Origin of the sequence: Streptomyces sp. NPDC005775 (assembly GCF_042871565.1) — a bacterium.
In the GTDB taxonomy this organism is placed as follows: Bacteria; Actinomycetota; Actinomycetes; order Streptomycetales; family Streptomycetaceae; genus Streptomyces.
In genome coordinates this window covers 268,603-282,198 of the sequence record NZ_JBIAIU010000009.1, presented here as the reverse complement: position 1 = coordinate 282,198, position 13,596 = coordinate 268,603, and the positions used below count along the sequence as shown (strand labels likewise).

The window sequence follows — 13,596 nt, the reverse complement described above, 5'->3', positions numbered from 1 at the left end:
GCCCGCGCCGGGGGGGGGGGGGCCGGGGGGGGGGGGGCAAACCCCGCGGGCGGGCCCCCCCCGGGGGGCCGCCCCCCGCGGGGGGGGGGGGCCCCCCGCCCGCCCCCGCCGGCCCCCCCCGCCGGCGAAGGACGCGGCCGGCCGGTCATCTGGTGACCCAGCCGAGCACGCGGGTGAGGACGCGCAGCGCGCCGAAGTGCGCGGCTCCGCGCTCCACCACCGTCTCCGCCCCCGGGATGCGTTCGCCGAGCCAGCGGGTGTGCTGCGCCGGTGCGAACACGTCGTCCTCGCCGTGCCACAGGAGCACGGGCGAGGCGATGTCCTCGGGCCGGAACCCCCAGTCGCTGCTGAAGGACATGACGTCGTCGACCCAGCCGTCGGCCGAACTGCGCAGCCCCTCGGCGAAGTTGCGCACCAGCATGGCGCGGATGCCGGTGTCGGAGACGATCCCGCGGTCCGAGGCGGACAGGCCGCGGTGCATGTCCACGACCGAGCCCATCGGATCCGCCCGGATCGAGGCCGATCTGCGCTCCAGCGCGGCGGTCAGTCTGCCGCGCCCCGCTGCGGCGTTGATGTACTCACGGACGTTCGACTCGGTCATCCCCTCGAACCAGTCGAGCCCCTGCGCATCGCGCGGCGCCAGCCCGACCAGCGCCGCCGTGCGGGCGGCGCGACCCCGCAGCAGTGCGGCGCACGCGAGCGCGTGCGGCGCGCCACCCGACCGCCCGACCACCGCGAACTTGCCGATGCCGAGGGCGTTGGCGATGGTCACGACATCGGCGGCGACATGGGCCACCGAACGGCCCGGCAGGCGGTCGGACGCGCCGTAACCGGGACGGTCGTACGCGATGAGACGGATGCCCAGCCGGTAGAGAACGGCCCCGCGCGGGGCGGGCCCGAGCCGGCTGCCCGGGGTGCCGTGGAGCAGGAACACCGGTCTGCCGTGCGGATTTCCGAAGCTTTCCACGGCCAGGTCCCGGCCGTCCTCCGTGCGGATCAGGTGCTCCATCCGGTGCCTTCCCCTCGGGGCCGATACGCGGTAAGTATGAGTGCCGCAGGGGAAGTTGGATATAGATGCACCGGCCAGGAGGTTGCCGCGCAGGCGCGAAACGCCGCTAGGAGTGCGCCCCCCTGTGCGCCGGTAGCCACCGCGTCGCGAACGCCACCGCTGCCGGGAGAAGGAACAGCCGGGCGGTGGCGCTGCCCACCGGGGCCGTGCGGACGGCTCCGCCGCGGTCCGATCGTTCGAAGTCCGCGCCCAGTGCCGCGAAGTCGCTGTCGTCCAGGGCGACGTCCTCGTACTCCCACCACCGGCGCCGGTCGCCGTCCCGCACCACACAGCGGTAGGTGCGGCGGGGCGGGGACGGTACGCGGTACTCGGCGAGGTGGAACGCGGTGCAGGAGCCGAAACCGCTGCCGAGCAGCAGAACCTGGGCCCGCAGTTCGTGCAGGCGGCCCAACGGGGAGTCGTCGCCCAGATGGCAGTCCCGGTGATGGCCCGCCACCACATGGCCGGCCAGCGGCCCGACGGCGGCGAAGGACGTCTGCGGGTGGGAGCTGCGCAGGGCGCCCGGGGCCCGGCGCACCGTCTCGGAGAGCCGGCCCATCGACGGGGCGGCCGTGGTGGCCGGGTCGAACGCGGGCATCGACGACCGGACGGCCTCCCGGGCCCGGTCGTCGAGGCCGCGGACCCGGGCGAGGTACTGCGGGGAGGTGTCCGAGTTCTCCGGGGTGAAGGCCGGGACCACCAGCGTCCCCCCGGGGCCCACCGCGTCCCGCAGGGCGGCCGCGACCGCGCCCGCCCCGCCGTCCACTTCCCCCACCGCGCGTAAGGAGGCGTGCACCATCAGCACGCCGCCGCGCTCGACGCCGAGCGAGGACAGCTGTCCGGCCAGGCGGGCCCGGCTGTGGGGGACGGTCGACACGCTCGCGGCGTGGGCAGCACTCACAGCCCGTCATCCTCCCACTCCGGGGCGGAGTGTGACACCCCGCACATACGGACGGGTCCGTCGCGCAGCTCCGGAACTCAGCCGCGCAGCTTCGGTATCTCGATGGCGGGGCAGTGGTCCATGACCATGTCGAGCCCGGCCGCCCGGGTGCGTGCGTACGCCTTCTCGTCGATCACACCGAGCTGGAACCAGACCGCCGAGGCGCCGATCGCCACCGCCTCGTCCGCCACCGCACCCGCCAGCTCGCTGTTGACGAAGACGTCCACCACGTCGACCGGGAAGGGAATGTCCGCCAGCGAGGCGTAACCCTGCTCGCCGTGCACCCGCTCCGCCTTGGGATGGACGGGCACCACCCGCTTGCCGAAGCGCTGGAGCACCTCGGCCACCCCGTAGGCCGCACGCGAGCGGTTGCCGGACAGTCCCACCACCGCCCAGGTGTCGCCGGTGTCCTCGAGAATCCTGCGGATCGTCTCCGTGTCTGCGTCCATGATCCGCACAACGGACGGCCGCTCCGGACCATTCCCGCGGCTGCGCATAGGCTGGCCGGATGCAGGAGCAGTACCGGACAGTCGCCCGCGCGGGTGTGCACGAGACCGAGGTCAACCGATCACGCTTCATCTGCGCGCTCGCCCCCGCCGCCACCGAACAGGACGCCCAGGACTTCGTCGCAGCGGTCCGCAGGGAGCACCCGACCGCCTCCCACAACTGCTTCGCGTACGTGATCGGCGCCGACGCCTCCGTACAGAAGGCCAGTGACGACGGCGAGCCGGGCGGCACCGCCGGCGTCCCCATGCTGCAGATGCTCACCCGCCGCGAGATGCGGTACGTCGTCGCCGTCGTCACCCGCTACTACGGCGGGGTGAAACTCGGCGCCGGGGGACTGATCCGGGCCTACGGGGGCGCGGTCGGCGAAGCCCTCGACGCGATGGGCACGCTCACCCGGCAGCGGTTCCGGATCGTGACGGTCACGGTCGGGCATCAGCGCGCCGGCCGGCTGGAGAACGAACTGCGGGCCACCGGACGAACCGTGCGCGAGGTCCGCTACGCGGAAGCGGTGAGCATCGAGATCGGGCTGCCGGACGCCGAGGTCGAGGAGTTCCGGCGCTGGCTGGCCGACGCCACGGCGGGCGAGGCGCAACTGGAACTGGGTGCGGAGGCGTACGGGGACGCCTGAGCGGACCGGTCGCGGTGCCGGGAAGCGGAGCCGGTGCGCCGTCTTCCCGGCTGTGGCCCCGGCGGCCCACCGGGGGGTGGGAGACTGTGGTGCGTGAGGGGACAGGGGCAGGGGCGCGCAGGTGGGGCGGGCACCGGGGCCCTGGGCCGGCCCGGTGCGCGGACGGCCGGGACCCGGGGGACGAGGAAGCGAAACATGCAGGTCGGAGCCGGCTCTTGAGGATTTTGCACACATCGGACTGGCACCTGGGCCGGTCGTTCCACCGTGTCTCCCTGCACGAGGCGCAGGCCGCCTACCTCGACCATCTGGTGGCCACCGTGCGTGAGCACGAGGTCGACGTCGTGCTCGTGGCGGGTGACGTGTACGACAGAGCGGTGCCCCCGCTGTTCGCCGTGGAACTCTTCGACGACGCACTGCACCGGCTCGCCGCCGCCGGTGTGCCCACCGTGATGATCTCCGGCAACCACGACTCGGCCCGGCGGCTCGGTGTCGGCGCGGGGCTCATCGGGCGGGCCGGCATCCACCTGCGCACCGACCCCGCCCGCTGCGCCACCCCGGTCGTCATCCCGGACACCCACGGCGACGTGGCGTTCTACGGACTCCCGTATCTCGAACCCGCTCTGGTCAAGGACGTGTTCAAGGCGGACCGGGCCGGCCACGAAGCCGTGCTGACCGCCGCGATGAACCGGGTCCGCGCCGATCTCGCGGAGCGGCCGGACGCCACCCGGTCCGTGGTCCTCGCCCATGCCTTCGTCGCGGGCGGCGAGCCGAGCGACAGCGAACGCGACATCACCGTCGGCGGGGTCGAGGCCGTCCCCGCCGGAGTCTTCGACGGTGTCGACTACGTCGCCCTGGGCCACCTCCACGGCTGCCAGACCGTCGCCGAGCGCGTCCGGTACTCCGGCTCCCCCCTCGCGTACTCCTTCTCGGAGGTCCACCACCGCAAGACGATGTGGCTGATCGACCTCGACGCCGAGGGTGCGATCGCCGCGCAGCGGATCGACTGCCCGGTGCCCCGCCCCCTCGCCCGGCTCCGGGGCAGGCTCGACGCCCTCCTCGACGACCCCGCCCTCGACCGGCACGAACAGTCCTGGGTCGAGGCCACCCTCACCGACCCGGTCCGCCCGGCCGAGCCCATGGCCCGGCTCATCGAGCGCTTCCCGCACACGCTCAGCCTCGTACTCGAACCGGACCGGGCACCCGACGACCCGCACACCTCCTACGCCCAGCGGCTGCGCGGGCGCGACGACCAGAGCATCGCCGAGGACTTCGTGGCCCACGTCCGCGGCGGGTACGGCACCGACGAACACGAGCGCACCGTGCTGCGAGGCGCCTTCGACCACGTGCGGGTCGACGACACCGTGCGCGAGGTGAACCGATGAGGCTCCACCGGCTCGACATCACCGCCTTCGGCCCGTTCGGCGCCACCCAGGAGATCGACTTCGACGCGCTCTCCGCGGCCGGGCTCTTCCTGCTGCACGGCCCGACCGGCGCCGGCAAGACCTCGGTCCTCGACGCCGTCTGCTACGCCCTGTACGGGGCGGTGCCAGGAGCACGGCAGAGCCCCGGCACCTCGCTGCGCAGCGACCACGCCCCCGCGGACCTGCCCACGGAGATCCGGCTGGAGCTCACCGTCGGCGGGCGCCGGCTGGAGATCACCCGGCGCCCCGCCCAGCCCCGCCCCAAGAAGCGGGGCGGCGGCCACACCACGGAGAAGGCGCAGAGCCTGCTGCGCGCGTACGACACCGAGCGGGGCTGGCAGGCGCTGAGCCGCTCGCACCAGGAGATCGGCGAGGAGATCACCCAGCTCATCGGGATGAGCCGGGAGCAGTTCTGCCAGGTGGTGCTCCTGCCGCAGGGCGACTTCGCCCGCTTCCTGCGGGCCGACGCGGAAGCCCGGGGCAAGCTGCTCGGCAGGCTCTTCGACACCCGTCGGTTCGCCGCGGTCGAGGAGCGCCTCGCCGACCTTCGCCGGGCCGCCGAGAACCAGGTCAGGTCCGGGGACGAACAGATCCTCGCCCTCGCCCAGCGGATCGCCCAGGCCGCCGGCCCGGCCGGCCGGGAGGCCGCGATGCCGGAGGTCCAGCCGGGCGGGCCCGGGCTCGCGGACGCCGTACTGGGATGGGCGGCGACGGCCCGCAGCAGCGCTCGGGAGCGGCTCGACATCGCCGGCGCGTCGGTGGCGGCGGCCGAGAGCCGGCGGAGCGCCGCCCGGACCGCCTGGGACGCCGAACGGGAACTGGCCGCACTCCAGCAGCGGTACGCCGAGACCGGCCGCCGGGCCGCCGCGTCCGAAGCGGGCCGGGCCGGACACGACGACGCCCAGGAACAACTGAGGCGTGCCCGCAGAGCGGACCGCGTCGCACCCGCACTCGAACTGCGCGACGAAGCAGAGCGGGCGTACCGCCGCGCGAGCGCGGCCCGGGACCGGTCCCGGAGCGGGCTCCCGGACAGTCTGGCCGACGCCGGCGCCGAACAACTCGCGGCTCTGGAACGCCGACTGCGCGAGGAGCTCGGCGGACTGGACGCCGCCCGCCGGGCAGAGCGGCGCAGCGCCGAGATCGACAGCGAGCGCACCGCCCTGGAGCGGGAGGCCCGGGCCGACGACGAACTGATCCGCGACGCCGACGGCTGGCTGGCCGGCTGGGAAGCCACCCGCGACGGGCTGCTCGCCCGTATCGAGGCGGCGCAGGAGGCAGCGACCCGCGCCGAGCTGCTGGCGGGCCGGCTGGACCCGGCCCGGCGACGGCTGGACGCGGCCCGCCGACGGGACGCACTGGCGGACGAGGCGGTCGGCGCCGAGGACCGGCTCGGCAGGGCCCGCGAGCACGCCCTGGGCACCCGTGAGCACTGGCTCGACCTGCGCGAGCGGCGGCTGCGCGACATCGCGGCCGAACTCGCGCGGGAACTCGTCGACGGCGAGGCATGCATGGTGTGCGGCTCCGCCGGCCACCCGCGGCCGGCCCGCGCCGGGGACGGGCATGTCGACCAGGCGACGGAGGACGCCGCGGAGGCCGCCCACCGGCGCGCCGAGCAGGCCCGCACCGAAGCGGAGCACGTGCTCGGAGCCGTACGCGAACGGTATGCGGCGGCCCGGGCCGAGGCCGCGGAGGCGGCCGGGGCCGACAGCGCGGAGGACCCGGACGCGGGCGGCGTGGACGATCCGACGGCCGCCGAGCTCGCCGCACTCGTGGACACACTGACCCGTGAGCACACGCTGGCTCACCGGACCGCCGCGGGGACGCACGCCGCGCGCGAGGCCCTGGCGGCGGCCGAACGGGAGCGGACACAGCGGACCGAGGACCGCCGTCAGGCCGAGCGACGGGCTGCCGCCCGTACGTCCCGTCGCGAGGGTCTCGACAGTGAACAGGAGTCCCTGGAAGAGGTGCTGGCGCAGGCACGCGGCGAGGCGGGGAGCGTCACGGAACACGCTGCTCTCCTGCAGAACCGGGTCGCCCTGCTCGTCGAGGCGGTCACGACCGTGCGCGAGGAGGAGGATGCGGCGGCGCGGCTCAAGGAGGCCGACGACCGGCTCGCGGACGCCGCGTTCCGGGCCGGCTTCGACACGCCGCAGGCCGCGGCGGACACCCTGCTCGCCGAGTCCGGGCAGCGGTCGCTCCAGCACCGGATCGACGCCTGGCAGGCCGAGGCGGCCGCGGTGGCCGACCGGCTCGCCGAGACAGACGCCCGCGCCGCCGCCGGCCGTGCCCCGGCCGCGCCGGACGCCGCGCGGCAGGTGTACGACGTGGCGGAGCGCCTGCTGCGGGACGCGTCGGCGGCCCTCGCGTCGGCACGGGAACGCTGCGCCGAGCTGGGCAGGCTCTCCCGGCGCGCGGCCGACGAGGTGCGTGGCCTGGGGCCGGTGCGCGAGGAGTACGAACGGATCGCGCGGCTCGCCGGACTCACGGCCGGCACCTCGGCGGACAACGAACGCAAGATGCGCCTGGAGTCGTACGTGCTCGCGGCCCGCCTCGAACAGGTGGCGGCGGCCGCCACCGCCCGCCTCGGCCGGATGTCCTCCGGCCGCTACGAGCTGGTCCACTCCGACGCCCGGACGGGAGGCCGCAGGGCCGGACTCGGCCTGCACGTCATCGACGCGTGGACGGGACGCGAACGCGACACGGCCACGCTCTCCGGCGGCGAGACGTTCTTCGCCTCGCTCGCCCTGGCACTCGGCCTCGCCGACGTGGTCACCGACGAGGCGGGCGGCGTACGGCTGGACACCCTGTTCATCGACGAGGGTTTCGGCAGCCTCGACGAGCAGACCCTCGACGAGGTGCTCGACGTACTGGATTCGTTGCGCGAACGGGACCGCAGCGTCGGCATCGTCAGTCACGTCGGCGATCTGCGCCGCCGCATCCCCGCCCAGCTCGAAGTGGTGAAGGAGCGGCACGGATCGGCCGTGCGGCACCGGGTGGCCGACGGGATCAGCGACTGACCGCCCGCCTCGGCAGCGGCGAGGAGTAGACGACGCTGGTGGTCACGGACCCGAGGGCGCCGATCTTCCCGGTGACCGTCTCCAGGTGCTTCATGGACCTGGCGGTCACCTTCAGTACGAAGCAGTCGTCGCCGGTGACGTGATGGGCCTCCACGATCTCCGGTGTCGTGCCGAGGAGGTCGTGGAACGGCTTGTAGTTGCCGTGCGGATACCGCAGCCGTACGAAGGCGAGAACGGGCAGTCCGAGGCGCTCGGGGTCGACCACTGCCGCGTACCCGCCGATGATTCCGGCCTCCTCCAGCCGGCGCACGCGCTCCGTCACGGCGCTCGACGACATCGAGACGGCCCTGGCCAGCTCGGCGAACGTCGCGCGTCCCTCCCGTTGCAGGACGTCGAGAATGCGCCAGTCGGTGTCATCCGGGGAATAGTCGGTCATGGAAAGAGGAAACAGGGGATTCCCCGGCAGATCAAGGGGTGTGCCGGGGATCGCACCTTCCGTGGAATGATCGGCGCTCGTAGATTTTCACCATGACCACGCAGACCGCTGTCACCCACGCCACGAACGCCGTCCTGCGCGTTCCGCCCGCCGCGTCGGCCGAGGCCGCCGCCTACTTCGGCGCCTCGCTCGCCTTCCACGCCGATGTCTCGGACGTCGCCGCGGCCCTGGCGGCCGACGACGACCCCGGCTTCGTCCTCCTCGACTCCCGTTCCACCGCCTCCTGGGACCAGGGGCACGTACCCGGGGCCGTACACCTGCCGACGGCGCTGATCGCCGAGCAGGCACGCCAACTCCTCGACCCCGCCGTGCCCGTGGTCACCTACTGCTGGGGGCCCGGCTGCAACGGTGCGACCCGCGCCGCCCTCGCCCTCGCCGAACTCGGCTACCAGGTCAAGGAGATGCTCGGCGGTTTCGAGTACTGGGCGCGTGAGGGCTTCGCGTTCGAGACCTGGCAGGGGCGCGAACGGCGCACCGCAGACCCGCTCACCGCACCGGACGCGTCCGGCGACTGCGGGTGCTGACACCGGCCGGCCCCGGACACCGCGTCCGGGGCCGGCCGGCATCCGGTCAGAGCTTGGACAGCTCGTCGACCAGATCGTCCAGACCCAGCGGCCCCTGGGACAGGGCGGCCATGTGCCAGGACTTCAGGTCGAAGGCGTCCCCGTGCGCCGCGCGGGCGTTCTCCCGGCCGAGCAGCCAGGCACGCTCACCCAGCTTGTAGCCGATGGCCTGACCGGGCATCGAGAGGTAGCGGGTCAGCTCGCTCTCCACGAAGTCGGCGGGCCGGCCGCTGTGGTTGCCGAAGAACTCCTGGGCCAGCTCAGGAGTCCACCGCTCACCGGGGTGGAACGGGGAGTCGGCCGGGATGTCCAGGCCCGCGTGCATGCCGATGTCCACGATCACCCGGCAGGCCCGCATCATCTGGGCGTCCAGATATCCCAGCCGGCGCTCGGCGTCGGGCAGGAAGCCCAGCTCGTCCATCAGCCGCTCCGCGTACAGCGCCCAGCCCTCGGCATTGGCGCTGACGATGCCGATGGAGGCCTGGTAGCGCGAGAGGCTCTCGGCGACGTGCGCCCACTGGGCGAGCTGGAGGTGATGGCCGGGAACACCCTCGTGGTACCAGGTGGAGACCAGGTCGTACACCGGGAACCGGGTCTCGCCCATCGTCGGCAGCCACGTGCGGCCGGGCCGGGAGAAGTCCTCGGACGGGCCCGTGTAGTACGGCGCCGCGGCGCCGCCGGGCGGAGCGATGCGGGACTCCACCTTGCGGACCCGCTCGGCGAGTTCGAAGTGCGTCCCGTCCAGGGCCTCGATCGCCTCGTCCATCAGGCCCTGCAGCCACGCCTGCACCTCGTCGACGCCCTCGATGTGCTTGCCGTGCACATCGAGGTGGGCCAGCGCCTCCCAGGGGCCCGCGCCCGGCAGCACCTTCTCGGCCTCGGTCCGCATCTCGGCGAGCAGCCGGTGGTATTCCGACCAGCCGTACGCGTACGCCTCGTCGAGATCCAGGTCGGTGCCGTTGAAGTAGCGCGACCAGCGGGCGTAGCGCTCGCGGCCCACCGTGTCCGGCTCACCCTCGATCGCGGGGGCGTACACCTCCCGCATCCACTGCCGCAGCTCCTCCAGGGACTCGGTGGCCTGCGCCGCGGCGGCGTCCAGATCCGTGCGCAGTGCGTCCGGGCCGGCGGCGGCGAAGCCCTGGAAGAACCCCGTCGTGCCGTTGCCGACCCACTCGTCGAGCTGGCCGATGAAGGTGGAGGTGGCGCGCGGACCGCCGTACAGCTTCCGCTCCAGACCGAGTGCGAGGGACTCGCGGTAGCCGGACAGAGCGCCCGGAACCGCCTTGAGCCGCTCGACGACGGCCGCCCAGTCCTCGTCCGTCTCCGTGGGCGTCACCGTGAACACCTCACGGATCGAGTGGGCCGGGGAGTGCAGGTTGGAGACGGCCCGCAACGCCTCGTCGGCTTCGTGGACGGCGAGTTCGGCCGTCAGGCGCTCACGCAGCAGGCGCCCGCAGCGGCGCTCGGCGTCGTCGGCCGCGCCGGGAAGCTGCTCCGCGCGGTCGAGCCGCGCGAGGGTGGTGCGGGCGAGGTCGGCCAGTGCTTCCTGGCCGGCGGGGGAGAAGTCGGGAAGGCGGCGCGAGCTCTCCGCGACACCCAGATAGGTGCCGGAGATCGGGTCGAGTTCGATAAATGCGTCGACATAGGTGTCGGCGACCTGACGGGGCAGCGCGCTGCTCGGAGAGTCTGACATGTGGACATCCTCGTACGGGGAGGGCCTCCACGTCACTACCGATCGGCACCATGGGCCTGACTCGGACCGCCCTCGGCCGTCCGGGGCGTAGGCGGAAGCAGCGGACCGCATTCCCACTGCTGGAAGATCAGCCGCGTCTCCACGCGGGCCACTTCACGCCGCGAGGTGAACTCGTCCAGGACCAGACGCTGGAGATCGGCGGTGTCGGTCACCGCGACATGGACCAGATAGTCGTCGGGGCCGGTCAGATGGAAGAGCGCACGGGACTCCGGCAGGGTCCTGATCCGTTCCACGAACGGGCCGATGAGCTCCCGGCGGTGCGGCCGGACCTGCACGGACAGGAGCGCCTCCAGACCGCGGCCCATCCTGGCCGGGTCCAGGCGCAGCTGATGACCGAGGATGACGCCCGTGCGGCGCAGCCGGGTGACCCGGTCCAGGCACGTCGAGGGGGCGACCCCGACCTCGGCGGCGAGCTCGCGGTAGGTGGTCCGGGCATCGTTCTGCAGCAGCCGCAGAATGTGCAGATCCACCGTGTCGAGTGCGACGGATTCGGTCATTCGCCGAACGTAGCACGGGCTCCTCCCCGCCTGAGCCGGTCACTGTTCAGAGTGGGCAGCATGGACACCGAACCCTCGATGGCGCCCCCGACGACACCCCCGCACCGGGCGCCCGCCACCGAAGCCGTGCACGCCGGACGCGACGACCTCGCGGCTCTCGGCCTGCACGCCCCGCCGATCGACCTGTCCACCACCTACCCCTCGTACGACTCCAGGGGCGAGGCGCAGCGGATCGACTCCTTCGCCGCCACCGGCGCCCGGCTCGACGGGCCGCCCGTCTACGCGCGCCTCGACAACCCGACCACCGCCCGTTTCGAGACGGCCCTGGCCCGGCTCGAAGGGACCGCGAGCGCTGTGGCGTTCGCCAGCGGAATGGCCGCGCTCACCGCCGTTCTGCTGGCCCGCGCGAGCATGGGGCTGCGCCATTTGGTGGCCGTCCGGCCGCTCTACGGCTGCAGTGACCATCTCCTGGGCGCCGGGCTTCTCGGCACGGAGGTGACGTGGACGGACCCGGCGGGCATCGCCGAGGCGATCCGCCCCGACACGGGTCTGGTGATCGTCGAGACACCCGCCAATCCGACGCTCGCCGAGGTGGACATCCGGGCGGTCGCCCACTCCTGCGGCTCGGTGCCGCTGCTGGTCGACAACACCTTCGCCACTCCGATCCTCCAGCGGCCCATCGAGCACGGGGCCCGGATCGTGCTGCACAGCGCGACGAAGTACCTGGGCGGCCACGGAGACGTGATGGGCGGCATCGTCGCCTGCGACGAGGAGTTCGCGGCCCGGCTGCGGCAGGTGCGCTTCGCCACCGGCGGGGTGCTCCACCCGATGGCGGGGTATCTGCTGCTGCGCGGTCTGGCCACGCTGCCGGTGCGCGTGCGCGCCGCGTCGGCGAACGCCGCGGAACTCGCCCGCCGGCTCTCCACCGACCCGCGGATCGCCCGCGTGCACTACCCGGAACTGGGCGGCGCCATGGTCTCCTTCGAGGTGTACGGGGATCCGCACCGGGTGATCGCCGCGGTACGGCTGATCACGCCCGCGGTCAGTCTCGGCAGTGTGGACACCCTGATCCAGCACCCGGCCTCCATCAGCCACCGCATCGTGGACGAAGGAGACCGGCAGTCCTCGGGGGTCGGCGACCGGCTGCTGCGCATGTCGGTCGGACTGGAGGACGTCGAGGACCTGTGGGCCGACCTGTGCCAGGCGCTGAGTGGCGAAGAGCCCCTAGCGCGCCGGATGGTCAGCGCTCCGCCTGCTCGTACGGCGGCAGGGAGCGTACCGGAGTCGCGCCCAGCCGGGCGGTGATCACCAGCGTGCCTTCCTCGATCTGATAGTCGAGCGGCAGCGAGAGCGCACGCATGGCGGCGACCATCCCGGTGTTCGATGCCTGGGTGACGGCGTAGACGCTCTCGCAGCCCGCCTCGACGGCGAGCGCCACCAGACGGCCCAGAAGTTCGGAGCCGATGCCGCGGCGCTGCCAGTCGTCCTCGACGAGCAGGGCGACCTCGGTCTCGTCGCCGTCCCAGAGGAGATGGCCGAGGGCCACCGTCCGGCCGGAGGCCGTCTGCACGGCGAGGGTACGCCCGAAGCGCGGGCTCAGCAGGTGCTCGAGATACCGGTCCGCGTCACGGACCGGGCCGTGATAGCGCAGCCGAAGGGTCTGCTCCGAGCAGCGGTCGTGCATGGCCCTGGCCGCTTCGAGGTCGCTGCGGTCCGCCCGGCGCACGGTGATCGCGTTGCCCTCGGGCAACGTGAGTACGTGCTCGCTGCGCGGGATGCGGGGGCCGAGCCGCGCATCGAGCTCGACCAGGGCGCGCGCCCTGGCGAATTCCGTGGGAGTGAAGGGGAGATAGGGGCGCTCGACGGTGATGACACCGCCCGAGGGGTCGCGCAGCCGCATCACCGTCTCCTCCAGCACCCCTTCGACGGGCGCGCTCGCACCGGTGGCGCGTCCGGTGATCGACACGGCGGGCAGCGAGTGGATGGTGCACCGCCCGAGCAGTTGGCGCAGGGCGAGGGGGAGTTCGGCCGCGTCCAGAGCGGTGCGGGTGGCGAGGCCGAGCACCCGGGTGGGGGCGTCCACCAGATCGTGGGCGTCGGCGCGCTCGATCCAGGTGGAGCTGCCGCCGGCTTCGGCGATTGCCCGGCTCAGCTGTGCGGCAGGCAGCGTGGCGGGGGCGCGCAGCAGGAACTCGTCGACGGTGCCGTCCGCCAGCGGGTGCGTCTGGAGCGTCAGGATGTCGATCCGGTGGCGCGCCAGCACGATGCAGAGCGCGGCGAGGCTGCCGGGAGCGTCCCGGACGGTGGTCCGCATCCGCCAGAGCACCGTCTCGACGGCTGCGGTGTCGTCCGGTGCCGCGCCGGCGTTCACGCCGGGGGCGTCCGAGGCTCCCGGGCCCTCGGCATCCGGCGGTGGGGCGTGACTGTGGCGACGTGCCCACCAGGTGTGGAACGCGGCGGTGGCGGTGAGTGCCACGGCCGAGGCGATGAGCAGATACGGGCCGTCGGGCTGGTGTCCGATCAGGTTGGCGATCGCGTCGGCGACGGCGACCGCGGTGAACAGGGCGGCGAGTTCAATGAGGTCCCGCCGCCAGTGGTGGGGGCGGCGGGCACTCTTGGCAGAGGTCACATCAGTCATGACGTCACTGTGACCGAGTGGTGTTGCCTGATCACGAACGCCTTGTGACCGATGGGTTAAGTATGGATCTAGCTGCCTATGGTCGGCT

The 13,596-nt window shown here is 73.3% G+C and carries 12 protein-coding genes; 5 read left to right on the top strand and 7 right to left on the bottom strand.

All coding sequences use genetic code 11. The features are described 5' to 3' along the window. Positions 1-145: 145 nt before the first annotated feature. The 3 genes from ACFYPA_RS22205 to ACFYPA_RS22195 form a co-directional block, all read right to left on the bottom strand. The gene (locus tag ACFYPA_RS22205; RefSeq protein WP_359083585.1) at positions 146-1,009 is read right to left on the bottom strand and encodes an alpha/beta hydrolase; all 864 of its coding nucleotides are present in this window, start codon (positions 1,007-1,009) and stop codon (positions 146-148) included. A 106-nt stretch (positions 1,010-1,115) separates the two neighbouring features. Further along, positions 1,116-1,949 (bottom strand): aminoglycoside N(3)-acetyltransferase, encoded by an 834-nt coding sequence (locus tag ACFYPA_RS22200; RefSeq protein WP_389133725.1) that lies wholly within the window; start codon positions 1,947-1,949, stop codon positions 1,116-1,118. Between the two features lie 77 nt (positions 1,950-2,026). Further along, positions 2,027-2,437: a CoA-binding protein gene (locus tag ACFYPA_RS22195; protein ID WP_359083583.1), complete on the bottom strand. Its 411-nt coding sequence runs from the start codon at positions 2,435-2,437 to the stop codon at positions 2,027-2,029. Positions 2,438-2,496: 59 nt separating this feature from the next. On the opposite strand from ACFYPA_RS22195, the gene ACFYPA_RS22190 reads away from it, so the two are divergent. The 3 genes from ACFYPA_RS22190 (at position 2,497) to ACFYPA_RS22180 (ending at position 7,561) form a co-directional block, all read left to right on the top strand. Beyond that, positions 2,497-3,123 carry a YigZ family protein gene (locus ACFYPA_RS22190; RefSeq protein ID WP_359083582.1) on the top strand — a complete coding sequence of 209 codons (627 nt, stop codon included), beginning with the start codon at positions 2,497-2,499 and terminating at the stop codon, positions 3,121-3,123. Positions 3,124-3,338: 215 nt separating this feature from the next. Continuing rightward, positions 3,339-4,505, top strand: coding sequence for an exonuclease SbcCD subunit D (locus ACFYPA_RS22185; protein WP_389133722.1), 1,167 nt, complete (start codon positions 3,339-3,341; stop codon positions 4,503-4,505). Beyond that, positions 4,502-7,561, top strand: coding sequence for an AAA family ATPase (locus ACFYPA_RS22180; RefSeq protein WP_389133720.1), 3,060 nt, complete (start codon positions 4,502-4,504; stop codon positions 7,559-7,561). Before ACFYPA_RS22185 ends, ACFYPA_RS22180 begins: the two co-directional genes overlap by 4 nt. On the opposite strand, the gene ACFYPA_RS22175 is transcribed toward ACFYPA_RS22180, so the two are convergent. Next, positions 7,551-7,997 carry an Lrp/AsnC family transcriptional regulator gene (locus ACFYPA_RS22175; protein WP_359083579.1) on the bottom strand — a complete coding sequence of 149 codons (447 nt, stop codon included), beginning with the start codon at positions 7,995-7,997 and terminating at the stop codon, positions 7,551-7,553. The genes ACFYPA_RS22180 and ACFYPA_RS22175 overlap by 11 nt on opposite strands. A 92-nt stretch (positions 7,998-8,089) precedes the next feature. Between ACFYPA_RS22175 and ACFYPA_RS22170 the strand changes: the two genes are divergently transcribed. Continuing rightward, a complete protein-coding gene (locus ACFYPA_RS22170; protein WP_389133716.1) occupies positions 8,090-8,581 on the top strand; it encodes a rhodanese-like domain-containing protein in 492 nt (163 codons plus the stop codon). A 46-nt stretch (positions 8,582-8,627) separates the two neighbouring features. Here the strand turns inward: ACFYPA_RS22170 and ACFYPA_RS22165 are convergent, their stop codons facing one another. Together ACFYPA_RS22165 and ACFYPA_RS22160 are read right to left on the bottom strand one after the other, a co-directional pair. Then, positions 8,628-10,313 carry a DUF885 domain-containing protein gene (locus ACFYPA_RS22165; protein ID WP_359083576.1) on the bottom strand — a complete coding sequence of 562 codons (1,686 nt, stop codon included), beginning with the start codon at positions 10,311-10,313 and terminating at the stop codon, positions 8,628-8,630. 35 nt (positions 10,314-10,348) lie between these two features. Continuing rightward, entirely contained in the window at positions 10,349-10,870 is a 522-nt protein-coding gene (locus tag ACFYPA_RS22160) for an Lrp/AsnC family transcriptional regulator (RefSeq protein ID WP_359083575.1), read from the bottom strand. 60 nt (positions 10,871-10,930) lie between these two features. On the opposite strand from ACFYPA_RS22160, the gene ACFYPA_RS22155 reads away from it, so the two are divergent. Next, positions 10,931-12,175, top strand: coding sequence for a trans-sulfuration enzyme family protein (locus ACFYPA_RS22155; protein ID WP_389133713.1), 1,245 nt, complete (start codon positions 10,931-10,933; stop codon positions 12,173-12,175). On the opposite strand, the gene ACFYPA_RS22150 is transcribed toward ACFYPA_RS22155, so the two are convergent. After that, a complete protein-coding gene (locus ACFYPA_RS22150; protein ID WP_389133711.1) occupies positions 12,111-13,508 on the bottom strand; it encodes a GNAT family N-acetyltransferase in 1,398 nt (465 codons plus the stop codon). The two genes, ACFYPA_RS22155 and ACFYPA_RS22150, sit on opposite strands and share 65 nt — an antisense overlap. Positions 13,509-13,596: the final 88 nt, after the last annotated feature.

Bases quoted from the DNA above. Each gene is read 5' to 3' on its own strand.
- ACFYPA_RS22205 (WP_359083585.1), bottom strand. From the start codon at position 1,009: ATGGAGCACCTGATCCGCACGGAGGACGGCCGGGACCTGGCCGTGGAA.
- ACFYPA_RS22195 (WP_359083583.1), bottom strand. From the start codon at position 2,437: ATGGACGCAGACACGGAGACGATCCGCAGGATTCTCGAGGACACCGGC.
- ACFYPA_RS22190 (WP_359083582.1), top strand. From the start codon at position 2,497: ATGCAGGAGCAGTACCGGACAGTCGCCCGCGCGGGTGTGCACGAGACC.
- ACFYPA_RS22180 (WP_389133720.1), top strand. From the start codon at position 4,502: ATGAGGCTCCACCGGCTCGACATCACCGCCTTCGGCCCGTTCGGCGCC.
- ACFYPA_RS22175 (WP_359083579.1), bottom strand. From the start codon at position 7,997: ATGACCGACTATTCCCCGGATGACACCGACTGGCGCATTCTCGACGTC.
- ACFYPA_RS22170 (WP_389133716.1), top strand. From the start codon at position 8,090: ATGACCACGCAGACCGCTGTCACCCACGCCACGAACGCCGTCCTGCGC.
- ACFYPA_RS22165 (WP_359083576.1), bottom strand. From the start codon at position 10,313: ATGTCAGACTCTCCGAGCAGCGCGCTGCCCCGTCAGGTCGCCGACACC.
- ACFYPA_RS22160 (WP_359083575.1), bottom strand. From the start codon at position 10,870: ATGACCGAATCCGTCGCACTCGACACGGTGGATCTGCACATTCTGCGG.
- ACFYPA_RS22155 (WP_389133713.1), top strand. From the start codon at position 10,931: ATGGACACCGAACCCTCGATGGCGCCCCCGACGACACCCCCGCACCGG.
- ACFYPA_RS22150 (WP_389133711.1), bottom strand. From the start codon at position 13,508: ATGACTGATGTGACCTCTGCCAAGAGTGCCCGCCGCCCCCACCACTGG.